Annotated in this window: 20 protein-coding genes; 6 read left to right on the top strand and 14 right to left on the bottom strand. The window is 46.7% G+C overall.

From position 1 onward, the window contains the following. Window positions 1-177 precede the first annotated feature (177 nt). The 3 genes from HP568_RS17240 to HP568_RS17230 all read left to right on the top strand — a co-directional run bounded on the left by HP568_RS17240 (window position 178) and on the right by HP568_RS17230 (window position 3,357). Entirely contained in the window at window positions 178-1,374 is a 1,197-nt protein-coding gene (locus HP568_RS17240) for an MFS transporter (protein ID WP_173629734.1), read from the top strand. Next, the gene (locus HP568_RS17235; protein WP_053079573.1) at window positions 1,367-2,758 is read left to right on the top strand and encodes a M14 family zinc carboxypeptidase; all 1,392 of its coding nucleotides are present in this window, start codon (window positions 1,367-1,369) and stop codon (window positions 2,756-2,758) included. The genes HP568_RS17240 and HP568_RS17235 overlap by 8 nt, the downstream gene beginning before the upstream one ends. A gap of 134 nt (window positions 2,759-2,892) precedes the next feature. Beyond that, complete coding sequence (locus HP568_RS17230; protein WP_235617693.1) at window positions 2,893-3,357, top strand: GbsR/MarR family transcriptional regulator; 465 nt, start codon at window positions 2,893-2,895, stop codon at window positions 3,355-3,357. A gap of 91 nt (window positions 3,358-3,448) precedes the next feature. On the opposite strand, the gene HP568_RS17225 is transcribed toward HP568_RS17230, so the two are convergent. Then, the gene (locus tag HP568_RS17225; protein ID WP_048035814.1) at window positions 3,449-3,943 is read right to left on the bottom strand and encodes a YdhK family protein; all 495 of its coding nucleotides are present in this window, start codon (window positions 3,941-3,943) and stop codon (window positions 3,449-3,451) included. Between the two features lie 80 nt (window positions 3,944-4,023). After that, window positions 4,024-4,503 (bottom strand): MarR family winged helix-turn-helix transcriptional regulator, encoded by a 480-nt coding sequence (locus HP568_RS17220; RefSeq protein WP_173629733.1) that lies wholly within the window; start codon window positions 4,501-4,503, stop codon window positions 4,024-4,026. A 210-nt stretch (window positions 4,504-4,713) separates the two neighbouring features. On the opposite strand from HP568_RS17220, the gene HP568_RS17215 reads away from it, so the two are divergent. Further along, complete coding sequence (locus tag HP568_RS17215; RefSeq protein ID WP_173629732.1) at window positions 4,714-6,102, top strand: MFS transporter; 1,389 nt, start codon at window positions 4,714-4,716, stop codon at window positions 6,100-6,102. A gap of 64 nt (window positions 6,103-6,166) precedes the next feature. Here the strand turns inward: HP568_RS17215 and HP568_RS17210 are convergent, their stop codons facing one another. Next, the gene (locus HP568_RS17210; protein ID WP_309142226.1) at window positions 6,167-7,150 is read right to left on the bottom strand and encodes a serine hydrolase domain-containing protein; all 984 of its coding nucleotides are present in this window, start codon (window positions 7,148-7,150) and stop codon (window positions 6,167-6,169) included. 30 nt (window positions 7,151-7,180) lie between these two features. Continuing rightward, on the bottom strand, window positions 7,181-7,525 hold the full coding sequence (locus tag HP568_RS17205; RefSeq protein WP_007721669.1) for a winged helix-turn-helix transcriptional regulator: 345 nt from the start codon (window positions 7,523-7,525) through the stop codon (window positions 7,181-7,183). A gap of 244 nt (window positions 7,526-7,769) precedes the next feature. On the opposite strand from HP568_RS17205, the gene HP568_RS17200 reads away from it, so the two are divergent. Further along, window positions 7,770-8,363, top strand: coding sequence for an NAD(P)H oxidoreductase (locus HP568_RS17200; RefSeq protein ID WP_173629731.1), 594 nt, complete (start codon window positions 7,770-7,772; stop codon window positions 8,361-8,363). Window positions 8,364-8,396: 33 nt separating this feature from the next. Here HP568_RS17200 and HP568_RS17195 read toward each other — a convergent pair whose 3' ends face one another. From HP568_RS17195 to pdhA, 5 genes are all read right to left on the bottom strand, one after another. After that, window positions 8,397-8,747 carry a VOC family protein gene (locus tag HP568_RS17195; protein ID WP_048032887.1) on the bottom strand — a complete coding sequence of 117 codons (351 nt, stop codon included), beginning with the start codon at window positions 8,745-8,747 and terminating at the stop codon, window positions 8,397-8,399. A gap of 131 nt (window positions 8,748-8,878) precedes the next feature. Then, window positions 8,879-10,324 (bottom strand): dihydrolipoyl dehydrogenase, encoded by a 1,446-nt coding sequence (gene lpdA / locus HP568_RS17190; protein WP_173629730.1) that lies wholly within the window; start codon window positions 10,322-10,324, stop codon window positions 8,879-8,881. After that, window positions 10,325-11,626 (bottom strand): dihydrolipoamide acetyltransferase family protein, encoded by a 1,302-nt coding sequence (locus HP568_RS17185; protein WP_173629729.1) that lies wholly within the window; start codon window positions 11,624-11,626, stop codon window positions 10,325-10,327. Between the two features lie 17 nt (window positions 11,627-11,643). Next, the gene (locus tag HP568_RS17180; protein WP_173629728.1) at window positions 11,644-12,627 is read right to left on the bottom strand and encodes an alpha-ketoacid dehydrogenase subunit beta; all 984 of its coding nucleotides are present in this window, start codon (window positions 12,625-12,627) and stop codon (window positions 11,644-11,646) included. Beyond that, complete coding sequence (gene pdhA, locus HP568_RS17175) at window positions 12,624-13,691, bottom strand: pyruvate dehydrogenase (acetyl-transferring) E1 component subunit alpha (RefSeq protein WP_173629727.1); 1,068 nt, start codon at window positions 13,689-13,691, stop codon at window positions 12,624-12,626. Before pdhA ends, HP568_RS17180 begins: the two co-directional genes overlap by 4 nt. A gap of 206 nt (window positions 13,692-13,897) precedes the next feature. On the opposite strand from pdhA, the gene HP568_RS17170 reads away from it, so the two are divergent. After that, window positions 13,898-15,307, top strand: a complete 1,410-nt coding sequence (locus HP568_RS17170; protein ID WP_048032883.1) for a sigma-54 interaction domain-containing protein — start codon at window positions 13,898-13,900, stop codon at window positions 15,305-15,307. Window positions 15,308-15,522: 215 nt separating this feature from the next. Here the strand turns inward: HP568_RS17170 and HP568_RS17165 are convergent, their stop codons facing one another. The 5 genes from HP568_RS17165 to HP568_RS17145 all read right to left on the bottom strand — a co-directional run bounded on the left by HP568_RS17165 (window position 15,523) and on the right by HP568_RS17145 (window position 21,300). Further along, the gene (locus HP568_RS17165) at window positions 15,523-16,815 is read right to left on the bottom strand and encodes an NPP1 family protein (RefSeq protein ID WP_173629726.1); all 1,293 of its coding nucleotides are present in this window, start codon (window positions 16,813-16,815) and stop codon (window positions 15,523-15,525) included. A gap of 377 nt (window positions 16,816-17,192) precedes the next feature. Next, window positions 17,193-17,684 carry an SRPBCC family protein gene (locus HP568_RS17160; RefSeq protein WP_048032882.1) on the bottom strand — a complete coding sequence of 164 codons (492 nt, stop codon included), beginning with the start codon at window positions 17,682-17,684 and terminating at the stop codon, window positions 17,193-17,195. A 19-nt stretch (window positions 17,685-17,703) separates the two neighbouring features. Continuing rightward, window positions 17,704-18,531, bottom strand: a complete 828-nt coding sequence (locus tag HP568_RS17155) for a carbohydrate ABC transporter permease (protein WP_048032881.1) — start codon at window positions 18,529-18,531, stop codon at window positions 17,704-17,706. A gap of 12 nt (window positions 18,532-18,543) precedes the next feature. Next, a complete protein-coding gene (locus HP568_RS17150; protein ID WP_173629725.1) occupies window positions 18,544-19,854 on the bottom strand; it encodes a carbohydrate ABC transporter permease in 1,311 nt (436 codons plus the stop codon). 108 nt (window positions 19,855-19,962) lie between these two features. Then, window positions 19,963-21,300 (bottom strand): ABC transporter substrate-binding protein, encoded by a 1,338-nt coding sequence (locus HP568_RS17145; protein WP_173629724.1) that lies wholly within the window; start codon window positions 21,298-21,300, stop codon window positions 19,963-19,965. Between the last annotated feature and the right edge of the window lies 1 nt (window position 21,301).

Below are 21,301 nucleotides of genomic sequence, written 5' to 3'. Positions count from 1 at the left end.
TTCATTTCTATCACATCTTTTATAGTGGAAACAAATCCCTTTTCCTATTGTAACATGGTTTCCCTGTTGGCTTAGGAGTTTTTTCAAGTGGCACTCATTTCAGTAATTTCAGTATTGACTAAAATAACTGAAAATACTTAATATAATACTCATAACATCTTTTAGGAAGTGATGCACATGAAAAAAGCAACTTCGATCAGTGCTGTGCTCTTGTTTGTCACTATACTCGTAGGGGTACTTGGCTCGTACAGCATCATTATTGCACTACCACTTATTGGAGAGGAATTTCAGCTGAATCCAGTGGAGCAAGGTGCAATCGTCAGTGTTTATTTTTTAGGCTTCGCGATATTTACCATTCCAGGAGGGATCATTGCTGATAAACGAGGATCGAAGCAAATTATTGTAATCAACTTGGTACTGTGGGCAATATTGACTACGCTTACAGGGGCGGTCACAAGTTTTGCAGCCTTACTCGTTGTCCGTTTTTTGTTGGGGTTTATCGATGCCCCCCTAATGCCTGCTATGTTAAAAGCGATTGCCGAACGAACACCTGCAAACATCCGTACGACCACAGTATCCATCGTTTCATCAGCCGAACCAATTGGGACTGGACTTGCCCCTTTTCTAGTAGCACCATTGATTGCGATACTGGGATGGCAGGAAGCTACTTTTGTTACAGCATTAATCGGACTGCTCTTGGCCCCCATTCTCTGGATATTCCTTCCCCGTCCTTTCGTGAATGAATCACCATCATGCTCAGTATCATCAGAGTCGAACCCCATCCCTTTTTTGTCTCTTTTCCGTAACGGGCATTTGTGGAAACTAACAAGTATGCTCTGCGGAATTCAAATCGTGATGGTTGGATGCTTAACATGGGTACCTACCTACTTAACAACGGAAAAACATCTCGCTATTACCCAATCAGGCTTATACGCATCGCTTCCTCTTCTCATTTCCATGCTTGGCTATTTGGCAGGAGGTTGGTTGTTTGACCGTTATTTTCATCAAAAGTTTCGATCGATGGTCATTCCGTCCCTTCTGTTCTCAACGATTCTCTTTACGCTTATGATCCTATCTGACAATGTCAACCAGTTTCTGTTGTTTGAGTCGATCTCTTTGTTTTTTCTCTCCCTTACCACTCAACCCATTATTGGACTTACCATGCGTATCATTCCCTCAGATGCTTTGGGCACTGCTGGTGGAATTCTGTTAACCGGAGGAAAACTGGCAAGTATTTTTACACCAATCGCGATGGGCGCATTCATTCAGGCGTTCTCCTTTCAAGCCGGTTTTTCCTTGTTGCTAATAGGTGCGGGAATTGCACTTGTTTCATCCTTTCTTATCCATATCAAAAGGAGTGAGGAGCTTGACTGATTTCATTCAAAGACTGCTGCAAGAAATGCCTGATTTTTCACATTTTCTAACCATTGAGGATTTGGACACCTCTTCCCGTGAATTAGCAGCCGCCTATCCAGATCTTGTTACCCTCAGTACCATCGGTCACTCAACAGAAGGTCACCCAATCCTCATGCTGCGAATTGGAAATGGACAGCATCGCGCGCTGTTTGTCGGTTGTCCGCATCCAAATGAGCCAATTGGAGCTCTATCGCTAGAGTATCTCAGCAAAAAGCTATGTGAGGATACTGCCCTATTAGAGCAAATGGATTATACCTTTTATATCATCAAAGAAATCGATGTAGATGGTTGCCGACTGAATGAAGGTTGGTACGGCGGCCCATTTTCTCCAGATCGTTACATCCGCAGCTACTATCGTCCCAGTATGCTCGAACAAGTTGAATGGACATTCCCGTATGCGTATAAAACGTTCAGCTTCAGCGAACCCATTCCTGAAACCGTAGCATTTATGCGGGCGATTGATGAAGCCAAGCCCCATTTCCTCAACAGCTTGCACAGCTCCGATCAAACTGGAACGTTTTATTATGTATCGACCCCTCTTCCCGACGCATTGTGCCAACAGATCATAAAGCTGACCCAGGATCATCAATTACCGCTGATGATCGGCGAACCGGAGGCACCATTCATGCCCCCTATCCAAGCCGGTTTTTATCAGTTGCCTGAGCTGTCTGCTATGTATGATTACTACCAAAGTATCCTGCCTACTGGAGAAGACCCTGCGAAAGCAATCCTCATGGGTGGCTCATCCCGCGATTATGCTGGGGCACGTTACCGTACTTTTTGCCTTGTTTCGGAAATATCGTTGTTTACGGACCCAAGGATGGGAGATAAATCTGAAACCACTCATAGCTACAAGGATGCTACGCTAGAAATAGCCAAACAAGAAGGTGAACAGATTGCTTTTTTATCCAAACAGTACCAAAGCGCACTTGCATTCATAACGGTACCAACCAGATTTCAGCGATCTGTAGAGGATTTTCTGATCGGTATGGAGGAAATTCGATCCCATCATTTACAATCAGCTGAAAGTGAGGCATCTTTAGCACGCTTCGCAACAGTAGCGGAAATGTTTGACCTGAAATTACGCACTTTATGGAGTTCTCTATGCTGCTGCAGCATGCTGATTCGCATGCTGGACGCCCAGCCCGACAACATCACCCTTTCAGAGATTCGAGCAGATTCAGAAAAATGGCTGGATCAAGGCTTACAGGAGCTGCTCTCCTTTTTTAACTGGTCGATGCGTCCGCTGCGCGAATTGTGCGGTGTCCAGCTAGGTTCTGCCTTGATGATAATGGAATATCTTCGTCAAACCCATGAAAGTACTGCCACGCCACTAAAATAAAGAATGACGTGAGCGCCTGTCAGCAGAGCAGGCGCATTTTCTTTTGGTATTTTCTGAAGAAAGCGATGACTAATGGTAGTATAATAGACTAAAGCATGGAAATCGGGCAAAACGAGGAAAAAGGAGTCATAAAGTTGGATAAATTAACGGCAGAAACGATGCAATTGATTGAAGAAATGGCTCTCCATCACGAAAATCAAGGATTATCCAGAATTGCTGGCCGGATTATTGGACTGTTGATGGTCTCTCAGGAACCCCTTTCATCTGAGCAGATTGCCACTACATTACAAGTCAGTCTAGGAAGCGTGTCTACCAATATGCGCATGCTTTTGAAAATTGGATTCGCGGAAAAAAAGAGTGTGACAGGCGACCGTGTGAGCTATTACATCATGGCACCAGACGCAATTGAGGAAGAGCTTATACAGGGTTTAGAGCGAATCCTATCATTAAAGAATGTCATAGAAAAAGGAATGCAAATGGAAAGTTTGAAGCAAAGTGAGCTAGTTATACAACGATTCCATGAGACGCTAGAAGCAATTGACCTATACAGAGAATCTCTCAACCAAATGCTCGCTGAGTGGAAGTCTCGTCGCATGTAACCTCTCACAGCTCGATCAATGGAAAAGCAGAAAGGCAGCTTTGGCACTGAAAAAGCCACGGCTGCCTTTTTTCATATAAGGATGGCATCGATCATTTGACTGGTGATAGCTCATCTTCCGTTACCCATTTGTAGTTCTTAACTTCTCCTCCCCCTGTCGTGGGAGTGTAATCGATCATATAGACCGTGGTTGTATTTGCCGTATCAAGCTTTGCTGATGCATCGAGCATCCCTTTTACATGATCCGCCTTCAAGACGACTTCCGTTCCCGGATCATACGGTTGCTTGATATGGTTCTTGATTTCTTCTTGAATGATCCATTTATAACCCTTCACAGGGGGCTCACCCGTTGTAGGCGTATAGGTCACTGAATAGGCCGTTGTGTCGTAAGCCCCCACAATTTTTGCTTTCGCCCCTTGCATCCCCGGTTGGTGACTTGCTTTCAGGATGACTTCACTCCCTACTGTATACGTAGGTTTCGGTACAACCTCTACTTGCTCCAGCACATCCGGTGCAGCAGGACCGCCACATGCACTTAACCCCATCGCGGTAATCAGCATGAGCGATAACAGTTTCCATTTTTTCATTCTAAACACCCCGAATTCTTTGTTGTCTGTCAAAGGTATTATGGGTACACAAGACCTTCCTTATCCATTAACATCCAGCTTTACTTGAATGCATCCTTGGACGGAATTGACAAATCCTTGTTTTCAATCAACTGTAAAAGCAGAGCGTAGAATTGCTTCCGCTGCTCATTTGGCAAATCCTCGAGTATACTTTCGGCAATATCCGCTTGCAGGGCCAAAACTTGATCAATGCTGGATTGGGCTAATTCCGTGAGCTGGATCAAGGTAGCACGGCGATCAGTCGGATCAGGGCTCCGCACCAACAGCTTGTCACGCTCCAAGGCATCAATAAAATCCGTGACCGTGCGCGGCTTTACACCCAATTTTGCGGCGAGCTCGTTCATGCGAATTTTTCCGGCTTCTGAAACGATAGAAAGCAAACGTAGCCTTGGCCCAGAGATATGGTAGGGAATATTAAGCGCAGCCAATTTGGTCTCGAATTCTCGCTGAATAGAATAGGTGGCTCGAATCAGAATGTGAATAATATCAATCGCTGGTGGACTGATTTGATTGGTAAGCATGGTAGACCTCCTTGACAATTGTGCGAAAAACGAATACCCTCATTTACAGAGGTTACTCACTATTTTATAGTTTTTTAGTGAGGTAGCTCACTATGAGGTTTGCACACTAATTTCGTCGGTATTCTCATTATTGTAGCGAATCTTACGCTATATGCAACATTGTGCGACCTGAATGCCTTTGAGAACTACCCTGGAAATGGAGGAATACACATGAACCACTCCGATCTTGCCATGGAGAATAGCAACAAGCTCCTTCGAGTCCTTGTCGTCACCTTGATTTTTTCGGTCATGAATGGAACGATGTTTAATGTTGCTTTACCGGAAATTGCACAGGAATTCCATCTGATGCCATCGCAGGTCAGTTGGATTATGACAGGGTACATGGTCGTCTATGCCATCGGCTCGGTTGTTTTTGGCAAGCTCGCTGACCAATATAGGCTCAAGGACCTTCTGACATACGGTCTCCTCATTTTCGCTGTCGGCTCTATTGCAGGGATGCTCGCCACGGAATATTGGATGATCATTCTTGGACGCATCCTGCAAGCCTCTGGTGCATCTGTTCTGCCAGCGACCGCCATGATTATTCCGATTCGCTATTTCGCCCCTGAACAACGAGGACGAGCTCTCGGTACTTCTGCTGTCGGACTTGCCTTGGGAAATGCGTTTGGCCCGGTGGTGGCGGGACTAATGGCTAGCTTTGGAAGCTGGCGCATGCTGTTTCTTATTTCTTTGCTGCCGCTCCTTACTCTCCCGTTCTTCCGCAAATATTTGGACGATGAAAAGGGAGCCCCTGGGTCGATTGACTTTCTCGGAGGAGGACTATTGGCTTCAACGGTTGCCTTGTTTCTTCTGTCGATTACCGAGAGCAGCGGACTGTTATTCGCAGGAGGTATTGTGCTACTGGCCATGTTCATCGTGCGGATTCGGACTGCCGAACATCCCTTTCTTCAACCCGCATTATTCCACAATCGAAACTTTTCAGTAGGCTTGTTCATCGCTTTTATTTCGACAGCCTTGAGCTTTAGTGTCATGTTCATGACCCCGCAATTTTTGAGTGCACTCAATCAGTTGTCAGCCGGGAGCATTGGATTTGTACTTTTCCCTGCCGCAATTGCCTCTGCACTCATGGGTCGCAAAGGCGGTCTGCTCGCAGATGAACGCGGGAACTTCTTTGTTGTCTCGCTTGCTGCTTTCTTTATGCTCATATGCTTCAGCCTGCTCTCGACCTTCGTCGGCATCTCGCCAATCGCCATTGCTGTCATTCTTATTTTGGGCAATGTCGGTCAAACCTTCATGCAAATTGCCTTGTCCAATACACTTTCGAGAACTCTCGTGAAAGAACAGACAGGCGTCGGCATGGGACTATTCTCGATGCTCAACTTCATCTCAGGTGCCGTTGCTATGAGCCTGATTGGAAAAGCACTGGACAACCAAACGGCAGCGATGAAGATCAATCCGCTGGTAACAAACCCGGCAGCATCTGTGTACAGCAACATCTTCCTCCTGCTAGCCATTCTCATCACGGGAGTCTGGATGCTGTATCGCCTGCAATTCCATGCCAGTAAAACTCTTGTCCATACAGACGAAACGTCCATGTAAAATGTTTCTGTAAATAGGAAAACCAGTTCGAAGGACCTGCTCGTGTCCTGAACTGGTTTTCGTTCTATTTCGCTGCAAGTATGTACTGTCTGAATAAAGCAAGCGGCCGCAATGAATGGTCGTACAGCTCACTGCTGAATACAACAACCATTTTTCTTGAAGGAACAATCAGTATGTACTGCCCCCCAAAGCCAAGGGCAAAATAATAGTAGTTGTCCTCTGTCCAATCCTTGCTTGGATCGATTCTGTCACTCCACCAATGCAAGCCGTAAGACCCAATCCTCTCATATGTCCGAAATTTTGGCTGAATCGATTCTTGAACCCACGCTGCTGAAACGATTTGCTTTTCTTGCCATTGACCGCCTTGCAGATAGAGTAACCCCAGCTTTGCCATATCACGCGAAGTAAGTCGTAATCCGTCAGCTCCGTTATGAATCCCCTGTCTGTCAGAATACCAATACGAATCTTCGATGTTCAGAGGTTGAAAGAGATGCTTTTTAGCAAACTCATATGTGCTCATTCCTGTTGCCTTTTGCAGGATGGTAGACAATAAATGTGAACAACCAGAATTGTAATTCATCTTCTCTCCCGGTTGGTCAAGCAGCGGCCGATCCAGCACAAATCGCACCCAATCGGGGCTGTAGAGCATCATGGGAAATGATTGCCACTCACCGAACTCTGGCCAATCAAAGCCGGGTGTCATCGTGAGCAAATGAAACAAGGTAATGGAACGTTTAACGGGATCGACAGACTTTTGCTCTAAATAGGGAAAGTAGGAAGTGATAGGTGTATCTACACCAGCGATCAGTCCTTGCTCCAATGCAATCCCGATAAGCGCCGAGATAAAGCTTTTGGTGCAAGAATTGATCTTTTGAAGTTTTTGCGCTTGCTTCTTGTTTTTATGATATTCGTAAGCCAGATACCCCTCTTGAATGATAAGGCAACTGACGACTTTTTCTTTTCTGATCTTTCTGTCAAGTTCCATGAAAAGCTCTGTATCTAAACGCATCTTTGCAGGGTCTGCAAGTGGAAACAAAGGTGAATGCACGTGATTGTTCCTCCTTCGACCGATCAGTATTTAAGACTCTTTCCCCGGTATTTCCCCCCGTAGGTAACGCTCGCCCCATTCACACATGAGATCCATGATTGGTTTGAGCGTTTCACCCAATTCACTCAATTCATACTCGACCTTTGGCGGTACTTGGCTGTACACAGTCCTGATGACAATTCCGTCCTCTTCTAGCTCGCGAAGCTGCTGTGTCAGGATTTTTTGACTAATATCCGGCATTTGTTTTTTCAATTCACTCGTTCTTTTTGGGCCGTAGTATAACTGACATAAAATCAAGGTTTTCCATTTACCGCCTAAAACATCTAGCGTTGCTTCAGAAGGAATCTGGTATGTATGTTTGAGCTTTGGTCTCATCGATTGGCTGTCCTCCCTCATTGCTTATGATTTTTTCAGGAACCTTTTTGTTCCTATGTTACTTTTTGGTATCAAAAGCACAAAAAAGTGCGTACTTTTCACATTCCATTATATGGTGCATGATTCGGATATACCAGCACCATAGAAGATGGGCGCCCATCTGACAGTCCATGGAGTTTTGCTATCAACCCCATCAAAAAGATTTTGGTGTACAAATTAATACAGAAATAGAGGGTGTATGAAAATGAGAGTACTGACAGTTGTTACCCATCCACGAACCAATTCCTTGACCTTTGCCGTTGCAGAACGTTTCGTTCAGGGCCTAAAAGATGCAGGACATGAGGTGGAAGTTTTAGATTTACATCGCAGTGGTTTTCACCCTGTTTTATGGGAGGAAGATGAGCCAGATTGGAACAATGGCGATAAGAAATATTCCGAAGAGGTCGAGATTGAAATGGAGCGCATGAAAAAGCACGACGCGCTAGCCTTTATTTTTCCGATCTGGTGGTTCAGCATGCCTGCAATGCTAAAAGGATATATCGATCGCGTCTGGAACAATGGGTTTGCTTATGGTTCACGTAAACTACATCATAAGCATGCATTGTGGATCGGTCTCGCAGCAGCTCCTGAGGATCATTTTCAAAAAAGAAGTTATGACCAAATGATGGCACATCACCTCAATGTCGGAATCTCCAGTTACGTCGGAATAGACGATTCGAAGGTTGAGATCCTTTATGACACCTTGGCGCAAAATCCTGCGCATATCGAGCAGTTGTTGGATCGTGCTTATCAATTGGGATTCCATTATGGAAAAAAAGAGAGCCCCCTTTTCTTGTGAGAAAAAGAAGGCTGTCGACTATGTGTATACGCGTTATGCAAGTACCTCAACTGTAAATCCACCAGGAGCTTTCACATAGAAGGTCCAACCATGCGATCTTACTGGCGCTGCTACTTTGAAACCATCTTCTTTTAAGCGTTGATTGATTTCATTTACTTTCTCTTCGCTCTCCTGGATGAAGCCGATATGAAATGTCTTGGGATATTGGACTTCGGCCCCCTTCATCAAGGTAAACACCAGGCCATTATCGTCAAATAGGACGCCAAAATTATCGCCACGGGCATCATCCGACGTATCTAACTTTTTCAAACCAAAATATTTCTCCAAGAAATCCGAAGCAGCTGGAACATCCGTAACGGTAAGATTGACGTGATTCAATTTCATAATGACCACACATCCTTTGCACGAGATTAATTCAAGCGTAGCACATTCATGCAAGTGCTAATCTTGACAGGCTCCGAGGCTGATCATTGTCAAGACTATCCGTCACTAGACTTTAAGGTTTCACGATAAACCTATTTGCTCACAGCTACTTTTGATTTGTTTACGATATGAATGGCATGGCCTAATACCGCTTCGGCAGCTTCCAGCCATACCTCGCTTAATGTGGGATGGGGATGCATGGTTAACGCCACATCTTCTACACGTGCAGCAAGCTCAAGTGCCAGTACACCTTCCCCGATCAGGTTTGATGCATCAGCACCTACAACGTGCATTCCCAACAATAAATGGCTTTCTTGATCCACAATCACTTCTGCAAAGCCTTCTCCTTCATCCATGGCGAGTGCTCTGCCATTCGCCCGATAAGGGAACACCGCTGCCTTGACTTTGTGCCCTTGAAGCTCTGCCTCTTCGCGTGTCATCCCCACGCCAGCTATTTGCGGCTCAGTAAAAATCACATAAGGTACATACGGGGAATCTACGCTGCTAGGTAGCCCTGCGATCACCTCGGCTGCCACAATCCCTTGCTTCGTTGCACGATGGGCTAACGCAGGGCCAGGTGTGACATCGCCGATGGCATAAATATGCGACTTGTTTGTACTGCCAGTCGATGTCACGGGAATATAGCCGCGCTCGTCCATTTCTACTCCCACCTGCGCAAGTCCGAGTTCACCTGTGTTAGGCACTCGCCCTATAGTGACGAGCGTTTTATGTGCGGTGATACTTTCGGAACCGTTCTTTTCCGAAGTACATACGAGTGTAACGCTTCCGTTTGCTACCTCAGCCTGCTCTACTTTTGTCGCGATCTTTACCGTCATCCCGAGCTGTTTCGCCTGCTTAAGCACTTCCTGAGAAAGATGGGCGGCTGTTTGCGGCAAAATGCGCTCGGTTGCCTCAATGATAGTCACCTGCGATCCAAGCTTGGCGAACGCCATCCCGAGCTCCATACCAATATAGCCACCGCCGATTATGGCCAGTGTTTCCGGTACTTCATCCAGTGCCAGCATATCGGTAGTATCCAGAATGTATTCTCCATCTGTTTTCAAAAACGATGGAATGAATGGACGTGATCCTGTCGCGATAATCGCTTGTTTAAATTTGTACGTTTCAAAATCATTACCCGTCTCTACACCAATCCGATCACTCGAGAGAAATGTCGCTTTCCCCTTCACGACTGTAACATTATTGGCCTGACAGAGATAATCGACTCCTTTGTTCAGTTGATCAACGACAGAAGACTTCCACGTTTGCCAGCTCGGCATATGGAAGGTCGCTTTCCCCGTCGGCAGTTGGATTCCAAGCTTATTCAGACTACTTAGCTTGTGGTATTCGCCTGCTGTATGAATCAAAGCTTTCGACGGGATGCATCCGCGATTCAAGCAGACCCCACCCAGCACTTCCTTTTCAATCAGAACGACCGATTTCTCCAGTTGTCCGAGACGAATAGCGGCTGCATAACCTCCTGGCCCACCACCGATGACAACCACATCTGTTTCGACTGCTACTTCGCCGACTACCATCTATACCATCTCCGCAAACAATAGATTCGGATCTTCCAGCAGCTCCTTGATCCGGTTGGTAAAACGTACCGCCGTCACGCCATCGATCAGGCGATGATCAAACGAAAGTGACAGGTTCATCATCCAGCGAATGACCCCTTCATCCTCACGCACGACCCAGCGTTTCTCCATTTTGTGCAGACTGATAATCGCCACTTCGGGGTGATTAATGATTGGCGTTGCTTGCAGTCCCCCTATTGGACCTACATTGCTGATCGTGAAGGTGCCACCTGTTATGTGCTCCATGGTCAGTTTGCCTTCGCGAGCCAAGCGTGCCAGTTGATCGATTTCTTCTGCGAGTTGAAAAATCGATTTGTGGTCTACATCCTTGATGACTGGTACGATCAAGCCCTCAGGCGTATCGGTTGCAATGCCGATATGGTAAAAGCGCTTGAGCAGGATTTCATTCGTACGTTCGTCAATCGATGCGTTCAGTGTCGGGAATTCCTTCAGTGCAATGACCAGCGCTTTGATAAAGAACGGCAGGAAGGTCAGCTTGATATTCCGTTTATCCGCATGTGGCTTTATCTTTTCGCGCAAAGCACGCAGCTGATCCATCTCCAGCTCATCAACAGAAGTAACATGCGGGATGATTGTGACTGATTTCACCATATGCTCGGCAATCTTTTTTCGGATGCCTTTTAGCGGTAGCCGTTCGATATCTCCCTGCGATGAGGTGGCTGCACGAGTAGCGGTACCTGTTTTCGGCTGAACAACTGGTTCAGTCCCAATCGGCACTGTACTTTCCTCCAACAGACGCTCATTGCCAGTAGCCGACGTCGGAAACTTAGCTGGTGTTGATTTTTGCAGTCGATTGGCGAATTGGCGCAAATCTTCTTCCGTCACACGCCCTGCTGCTCCTGTACCCGTAACCAACTCGATATCCAGCTTCATCTCCCGTGCCAACTGCCGAACGTATGGCGTAGCCAATGAGCGGCGGTGATCAGCACGAGCTGGTGCAAAATTGACTGTCTTATCCTGGTTTACGACCTTTTCTGGAAGCTTTGTCTCTTCCGCTTTTGCTTCCGTTCCTGCATCTATAACGAGAAGGGTAGTTCCAACCTCTACTGTTTCCCCTTCCGATATGAAAATTTCACGAATGATGCCAGTCACTGGCGCGGACAACTCGGCATTCACCTTGTCTGTCTGTACCTCCAGCAGCGGCTGATCCTGTTGCACGGATTCACCCGTGCGAACCAGCACTTTTACGATTTCTCCTTCATGCATACCTTCTCCAACATCAGGAAGCTTGAACTCAACCATATGACTCGCTCCTTCTCTTAAAACGTAGCCGTTTCCATAATTCCGTCCTTCACGCGTTCAGTCGTTGGCAAGTAGTCATCCTCAATGCTGAATTGCGGGACGGGCACGTCAAATCCGGTAATCCGTTTCACGGGAGCCTTCATGTAGATCAATGCTTCATCATTAATTATGGAGATGATCTCTGCACCCAACCCAGCAGTCTTATGCGCTTCGTGTACGACAACTGCACGTCCAGTCTTTTTGACCGAGGCGATGATCGTATCCCGATCCAATGGATAGAGCGTGCGCAGATCAATGATTTCACAGCTCAAGCCGTTTTCGCGCTCGATCTGTTTCGCAGCATCCTCTGCGACACGAAGCATCGCTCCCCAAGCAAAAATGGATACATCCGAGCCTTCCTGGACGACCTTCGCTTTTCCGATGGGCACACGATACATTTCTTCCGGTACTTCTTGTTTAAATGCGCGATAGAGCTTGGTCGGCTCCAAAAAAATAACCGGATCAGGATCTTCCATTGCTGCAATCAACAAGCCTTTTGCATCATACGGTGTACTTGGTGCCACAACCTTTAAGCCCGGCACATGGGCAAAAAACGTTTCGACACTCTCCGAATGCAGCTCAGGACCGCGAATCCCCGCCCCGTACGGCGTGCGTATGACCATCGGTACATGATACTGTCCGCGAGTCCGATAGCGCATGCGCGCAGCATGAGAAACAATTTGCTCAAAGCCCGGATAAATAAAGGCAAGGAATTGAATTTCGACCACAGGAATTTTCCCGTTCATGGCAAGGCCGATCGCCGCCCCGATGATTCCTGCCTCAGCAAGCGGCGTGTCCACTACACGGTCCGGACCGTACTTGTGAATCAAATCTTCAGTCGCCCGGAACACGCCACCATTCACGCCAATATCCTCGCCAAGCAGCATGATGCGTGAATCATCTGCCAATTTTTGATCCATGGCTTCCGTAATGGCTTGAATCATTGTCAGTTTGCGTTTCATGCCAGGATTCCCTCCTGCTTCGATGGCTTGACGAGCTCGCTCTCCTGTTCGGTTGCCATCCACGATGGTTCAGCGTAGACGTGCTTGAACATGTCTTCCGGTTTGGACTTCGGATAGCTCTCTGCTTCGACAAGAGCTGCGTCGATCTGTTCATTCACCCGTGCTATCAGATCTGCTTCCTTCATTTCGTTCCACAACCCTTGATTCTCCAGATACACACGCACTCGTTGGAGTGGGTCGCGCTCTTGACGCCATTCCTCGGACAAGCTCTCTTGATCCCGGTATTTCTTCGGATCATCTGCGGTTGTATGTGCACCATAGCGGAATGTCACCGCTTCAATCAACGTCGGTCCCTTACCTTCTAACGCACGTTGCATGGCTTCTTTCATGGTCAGCCAAACAGCGAAGATATCATTGCCGTCTATCCGAATCCCAGGGATGTCATAAGCAGCCGAACGCTGTGCAATTGTTTTCGATGCAGACTGCTGGGAAAACGGAACACTGATCGCGAAGCCGTTGTTTTGACAGAAGAAGATAGTCGGTGTTTGAAACACACCTGCAAAGTTCAATGCCTCATGAAAGTCGCCTTCTGAGCTTGCTCCATCACCAAAGTAGGCGATGCTGACATGCTTTTCGTTTTGCAGCTTGCTCGCCCAAGCAGTCCCTACCGCATGAACCATTTGAGTCGCGATCGGTACACATGGCGGCATGATGTGCAAATGTTTCGGGCTGATACTCCCTTCCATGTGACCCATCCAATAGAGGAACACTCGTGCCATGGTTTGACCATGGACGATCGCTGCCGCATGGTCTCGATAAGTTGGGAAAAGCCAATCTCCAGGTGTCAATGCCATCGCGCTGCCTACTTGCGAAGCTTCCTGCCCTTCAAAGGGAGCATACGTGCCCATTCTTCCTTGTCGTTGCAGGTTAATCGACTTGCGGTCAAACTGGCGAACAAGCACCATATTTTCATACATCTTGATCATCGTCGCCTCGTCTAATTGCCCCTTGAGATCACCTACCAGCTCACCCGCTGGACTCAATACCTGATATAATGAAGACATGGAATCATCCCTCTCTTTTTCGATCATGTGATTCTGCTCGTCTTGCTTCTGCTTTCCTCCCTATAGAAGAGCAAGTAGCATGCCAAACAATTGAAAGCGATTTCACAACAAAACACTTCGAAAATGATCATTTTTGCATATGCATCATTGCACACGGATGATTAATTCTGATTATTCCGTTTACAAGCCTACTTAGGAGGACTTCGATGTATCAAACCAAGTATTTCCAGGCCAGTGATAATCATGAGCTCGCAAAATTGCTGACGACCATATTCAGTACGTCCCACGATGGATTGGCGATCTGTGACCGTAACGGCTACGTCCTGCTCTACAATGAGGCGTACTTGAACATCACGGGAGTTCCAGCCGACATCTTGAATAATTTTAGCTTTATGGAGCAAAAAGAAATGCATCTGGTTCCTGACTCTTCTGCTGTACGTACGATTTTGACAAAACAAACGCATAGTGTCGTGATCGATTATGCGAACGGAAGGCAAGCGATCAATACGGCTACCCCGCTGCTCGATCCAAACCAGGAATTATTGTTTGTGGTAGGAAATGTACGTGACGTAACAGAGTTGAATCAGCTTCAGAAGGAGCTGGAGGAAACACGTCAAATCAGTTCCGCGTATCAAAGAGCGTTGCAGCATATCCAAACCGATGGTGACTTTGATGAGCAGATCATTTATCGCAGTGGGCTCATGCATCGAATCACTTCACTCGCCAAACGATTTGCGACCAACGACTCCCCCGTTCTCTTGCTAGGCGAGTCTGGTGTCGGTAAGGATGTCATGGCGAACTACATTCACGCCCAAAGCGGACGTACAGGGGAATTCATTAAGATAAATTGCGGGGCCATTCCCGAGCATTTGCTCGAGTCTGAATTGTTTGGCTATGAGAAAGGCGCCTTTACGGGGGCAAGTCAATCGAAGGAGGGTTTGTTTGAACTCGCGGATCGAGGAACCATTTTTCTCGATGAGATTGGAGACCTCCCTTTTCCTTTACAGGTGAAGCTCTTGAATGTCTTGCAGGATGGGCGGATTCGCAGACTCGGGGGAAAAACATCGCGTCAGGTTAACATGCGAATCATCGCTGCCACCAATAGCGACTTGGAAGCGATGGTCGAACAAAAGCGTTTTCGGCAGGATTTGTTCTACCGGCTAAACGTACTAGCCCTCACTATTCCACCCTTGCGTGAGCGCCGCGAGGATATTCCGGCTCTCATTTTCTACTATTTGAAAAAGCTCGAATGGAAGTACCAGCAAGAAATGCGCATCGAAACAGATGCGTTGGAGGCGCTGATGGATTATGATTGGCCAGGGAATACACGCGAGCTGAAAAATGTGGTGGAACGTTCTTTCCACATGTGTGAAAATGGGCGAATTACATTTGATCAGTTGCCTGCGTCCATTCGCAATACCCAGCAGACAGCCCTGCCGCTCCATCTCGCCAAAATGGATGAGCTGTTGCCGCTAAAAGAAGCGGTCGAACGGTTTGAACGTGCGTATATCCAACGCCTCTTGAAAGAGACCGACACCATGCAGCAATGTGCGGATAAGTTGCAAGTGAACATATCCACGCTCGTGCGAAAAAAACGTAGCCTCGGAATCAAATAGTGCAAAAATAAAAGCCCGGTACAAGCCAAACGTATAGGTTACTACCTTTCTGTAATTCAAGACCTGTTCAACATTGAAGTTGTTGCCTGGAAGGTTTCCCGATGAAACGAAACAACCAGTTGCCGGTTGAATTCCGACGACTGGTTGTTTAAACTTGCAAGGTGTTTTGAGCTCTGCCCTACAAATCTTTCTTTGAAACATACCTTTTCTCCAAATCAGCGTGTATTGCTAATTTTAAATGATGATGCTTTGTCATGAAAACCTTCCAAGATAAATACCTGTTCAGCATTCGTATCATTTACATATTCTTTTTTAACCCCACCATAATTTGCATGTTCAAAAAGCTCCACTTTCGTATATGCTCCTACAATCACAGTTGAAGCCATATCGTTAAAAGAACTACCAATTGGGCTATTGGCGAATGAGGGTTGTGAGACTGTTTCTGTATAGTAATATCCTGAATTGCCGTTATTATTATAAGGATGTTGTAAAAACGTTACACTATGCTGTGGAAGTGGATCAATTTCGTACGACGATATCGTATCATTAAAGGTAGTGAGATCGTAGGTTTTCACATCATTACTATCATTTATGATCGTATGTCTATATCCACCCTTATTCGAATGTTGATACCCCACAAGCCTTGTGTGTGGGTCCAATTTGACACTAGAAATTTTATCTTCAAAGTATGCTCCGCCTGGATAACTTCCCACCCAGTTTCTTGAGACTGAATCTCTAAAAGATTGACCTGTGCCTGAATCATCTTCAAAAAATGTTACAAAGTTACGCTTTGAATCATCTGCATAAGCATCAAAAGGAATCCCCGAAGGTTTTGCACTGTTAAGGGCGTCATTGAATCGTTCATCATTGATTTTAATCGTTGCGTCTCCAAAGTCTGTTTGCATCAGTGTATTTCGTACTTGAACGTTCGGATAACCATCCCATCCAACTAACGGTGGTGAAAACCATTTACCTGTATAATTCTCAGGTGGTTCGTCATTACTGTTTGCCAGACGAATAAAATGAGTGGAACCTCCATCTTTGTGGTAAACCACTTTTGGGTGATTGTTTTCAAACAATACATTGGATCGAGGATCTACTTTCCAACCACGATGTTCTGAACGGGACACATATTGGATTTGATTATCTTGAATCCACACCACCACATGTTCCCAGTCGTGTCTGTGTCCACTCGCCGCCGGACCAAGAGTAGACTGATCTTTTTCAAAATAGCTAGCATACATAATCGCAGTCCAACCGTTATTCGTTTTGGATCTGGAATAGGTATTTGAGTTTTCGAGCTGTCGAGGGTCTCGGCATTTCCCGTTCACGTCTCCACCTAGGGCTAGACCGGGATTCGTCCTCCCCTCAGGAGTTATTGCTGAGGTCGCATAGCATCCATCTTTATCATAGTCATATATCGGTACAAACTCCAGTTCTAATTGCGATGCATTCTGCGGCAGCGCACTAATCACATCTGCACTTGCATTCCCAGCATTCAACAGCATCGAAAGTAAAAAAAAGGAAAAGGCAGTAGCTTTAGCAATAAATTTTTTAGTATGAATTATGAATCCCTCCTAGAAATTTTTGGTAATCAACAATTCGTTGACTGACTCGATAATATTATGGATAAAACAGTATGTAAATGAAAAATATTCCAGTTGATAAACGGATTTAATTCTAAGTAAACACCTTGCCTACAAACTCGATACGAGCAAGGATTGGCCAACCGTCGAGGCCGTAAACGGATCGTTCAGATGGAGTGAAATCAAGGAATAGTATCGAGAAGACGACAACCAGCACAAAGAACCGTCAGTGCATTTTTGACGGTTCTTCCTCGTGATTAATCGTTACAAACAAGCCCAGCCTGGGGCTATGACCAGACCTATTTCACAAGCCCTTCTCTTAATGTCTTGATCCCATGCTCCAGATACCCCTTCAAACAGCTTAATACGTACACCCAGCCTTCTTTATTGTCGATCATTTTTTGAAGGAGCATAGGATCATCTTCTTGAAAGCCCTCTTCGTTCACTTCAATGATCGTCCTGGCTTCATCCAACGCGTTTAACATAATCGTTACGGTATTTTCTTCTCCCGCCCACTGGAAAACGATTCGTTTATTCACTTGGATTTCGTGAACGGTAATCCCTACTTCTGCATTGTAAATATCGTAGAATAACGTAATGTTCTTCCCTACTTCCCACCTTGCCGAGCTGGAAGAGAACCAGAAGTTGCCGATTTTCGCCGGGTCCACGAAAGCTTCGAACACTTCATGGACAGGCCTGTTAATCTGAAATTTTGTGAGATTATTCATGCGTCCGTCAACTCGCTTTCTGAGAGCTGCTTCCACCGTATCACAATCATAGTTGCGGGACAAATGATAGAATGACTCCCTTTTATTCTTTGACTGCCCCAGAAGTCAATCCTGAGATAATCCGCCTCTGGAAAATCAGCACCATCACTACTAACGGGATCGTCACAATGATGGAGGCAGCCGATATTTCTCCCCACGGGATTGTAAACATTCCCTGAAACATGACGATTCCCACAGGCACAGTCTTCATCGCTTCCTGTGTATTCAACGTCAAGGCGAACAAAAATTCATTCCACGCTGCGATAAAAACGAGGATGGCGGTCGTAAAAACCCCGGGCATGGCGAGTGGGAAAAACACTTTGGTCATCGTTTGCCAAATGCTCGCGCCGTCTACTTTGGCTGCTTCGCCCAAATCACTCGGTATTTTACGGAAAAAGATGGTCAGATTCCAGATTGCGAGCGGCAGTGCGAAAGTTGTATAAGGAATGATCAGGCCGATGTAGCTGTTCGTTAAGCCCATCGATTGCATGAACATAAAAATAGGTGAAAGGGTAGCGATCTGCGGAAACATGGACACAGCCAGTACGACACCCAAAATGATCGCCTTTCCCCGAAAGGACAGCCAGGCAATTGCGTATGCAGCAAAAGAAGCGATCGTAATGGAGTAGAGTGTGGTTAACGTCGCCACGACAGTCGAATTCCACAAGTAACGGGCAAACGGTCTTTCCGTAAAGACGCGGACAAAGTTGTCAAACGAAGGATTTTGGATGATAAAATGAAAGGCTCGCTCCCCAAACAGCTCCGCTGGTGGCTTCAATGCTGCGAGGAGAATCCATAAAAACGGGAACATCACAAGAAAAACGAATAACAGTAGACCCACGTAAAACAAGGGACCCGTGTGTTTGCGCATCCAATCACCTCCTTATTTGCCGCTGCCATCACTCAGCAGATCAGCTCCCAATATTTTGACATAGCCGATGGAGATCAATGCCACACACAAAAAGACAATGACTGCGAGCGCCGAGCCTTCCCCAAAGCTCATTTGAGCGAACATCGTTTTGTACGCGTAGATGGAAATCGTCTCAGTCGAGTTCCCGGGTGCCCCACCTGTCAGCGTGTAAATCAAATCAAATACGCGGAACGCATCAAGTGTACGAAACAATAGCGCCACCAGAATGGTTGATTTCAGCATCGGAAGCGTAATACGAAAAAATTGCTGGGTGCGGGTGGCACCGTCGACAGAAGCTGCCTCGTACAAGCTTTGCGGGATCGTTTGCAAGCCTGCGAATAAAAGCAAGGCCATGAATGGCGTCGTCTTCCACACATCTGCCAAAATGACGGAAAACATGGCTCCAGCCTTTGTTGTTAGCAACATTCCCATATCCGAGATCAGCCCTGCCTGCTCAAAAAGATAGGCGACGATGCCATTTTGCCCATCGTACAAAAACTTCCACATCATCGCAGAGATCACAGTCGGAATCGCCCACGGTATTAGCACGGTTGCTCGTACAAGACTCCGACCGCGAAAAGGTCGATTGATCAATAGTGCAATCAATATGCCGAGCACCAGTTCAATGGCAACGGAGATAACGGTAAAAAACGCCGTATTGTACAGAGCCCCCCACATCCGAGCATCCGTTAAAAACTTCTTGTAGTAGGTAAAACCAACAAAGTTGGGCTCGATAATCGAAGCTTCAATGCCTTGGATCACGCCAAGAGCACCCTCTGGCTTCGAAAGCAGCTTTTGTTCACTCAATTGTAAAAGGACCGCTCTGACTTCCCCCAAGCTGGTTTTGATAGACTCTGTTTGTTCGTTCGAGAGGCTCACATATTTAAGTTCTATGGGAACTGGTTTAAAGTCAAGCAATAGCTGGTCGATCATTTGGTATCGGCTCGCGACCTCGCCTGTTTGGTTGAGGGAAGTGTTCATTTGTTCGATTTGCGCTTGGAGCGCGTTCAGTTTTTCCTTTGATGACCCCTGTGCAGAGTCCGCCTCCCTCTTCACATACCGGAGCAGATTGGGTAACGTACTGACGTAGCGTTCCATATCTAGTCCATATGAAGAGTGAATCTCTGATTTCGTCGGGTCGTTCAACCGGATATCGTGCAGACTGATCCAAAAGGATCGCATAACAGGCCAAATCGCGATAACAAGTATGATGAGCAGTGCAGGAAAAATCAGCAAATACCCCATCTGTTTTTCTGAAAGAGACCTTTTGGTTGATCGATTCATCCGTTCACCACCTTCCTTCCCGCTAGAAGCTTGCTTGGGTTAGACTGATCGCTGTGCAACTTCCAAGGAAGCCGGTTTGCCCTCCTTGGAAGCGCCACATGTTGCTGCTTATTTTTTCATCAAGTCGTTCATCTGCGTTTCCATGTTTTGCACCGCTTGCTCGGCTGTTTGCTGTCCCGCGAGTGCTTTGGACACTTCAATCTGGATTACTTCCGAAATTTTTGGATAGATCGGAGTCGTTGGACGAGATACAGCAGCACTTACGCCATCGACGAAGTCTTTGTTGGCAAACAACGGACTGGCTTTTTGAACATCGGCATCTTCGTAGGCTGGCAGGTAAGTTGGGGCGAGCCCACCTTCTACCGCGGATATTTTCTGACCCTCTGGACCTGTCATGAATTTAAGGAATTCCCATGCTTCTTTCGGGTGCTTCGAGAACTTGTTGATTCCGCCCATCCAACCGCCGAGTGCTGCTGCCGAGCCTGCATCTCCTGCTGGCAGTGGAGCGATCGCGACTTGATCGACGATTTTGGATTGGGCCTGATCCTGCGCCAACGCGAACTGATACGGCCAGTTGCGGATAAAAGGTGCCTGCCCCTCGAGGAATGCGGTGTGTGATTCCGGCTCCATGAATGTGGTGATATTGGTTGGGACGAAATCAGATTTGACGACCTCGATCATTTTTTTCAATCCTTTGATCGTAGCAGGATTGTTGACCGCTACTTTTCCTTGTTCATCCAAAATTTTTCCACCGTATGATGCACTAAACTCGACAAAGTTACAAACCAATCCTTCATATTGCTTGGCTTGCATCAGGTAGCCGAACTTCGTGCCGCCCTTGCCCTTCGTAGTTTTCGCTTGGGCAATCAGGTCATCCCACGTCTTTGGTGCTTCGGATACGAGATCTTTGCGGTAAAACAGGAGTCCCGCGTCGATAAACTTGGGCATAGTCCATTGCTGGCCGCCAAAGTTCCCGGCATCCATGGCCCCTTTGATATATTTTCCAGTCTCGATTCCATCTTGCTCCATCAGGCGGTCGAGCGGCAGAAGATAACCCGCTTGTGCGAATTCAGCAGGCCAGATGACATCGAGGTCAAACACGTCGATCTCGGACGATTGCGCACTGAACATGGTGACGTATTGATCATGACTCTGCCCGGAATCGGCAGGCATCTCACGGATTTCTACTTCGATATTCGGATGGTTTTTTTGGAAAGCTTCCACGAGCTTTTTGGTGGAATCCGTCGCGTCTTTTCCGCGTGCGTAGACAAGCTTGATTTTTTCGTCTGTGGGCTGTGCTGGCTCTGTTTTGGGTGCGGCTGGTGTTGAAGGCTGTGATGGGGCTGTATCCGTAGATGCTTGCTGAGGTGTAGAAGAACATGCAGCCAATGAGATGGCCATTAATAAGGTAAGTCCAACGGATGTAAGTCTGTTTGCAACTTTCATC

It is taken from the genome of Brevibacillus sp. MS2.2 (assembly GCF_013284345.1).
GTDB lineage: Bacteria > Bacillota > Bacilli > Brevibacillales > Brevibacillaceae > Brevibacillus > Brevibacillus brevis_C.
This window is presented reverse-complemented; position numbering and strand designations above follow the sequence as displayed.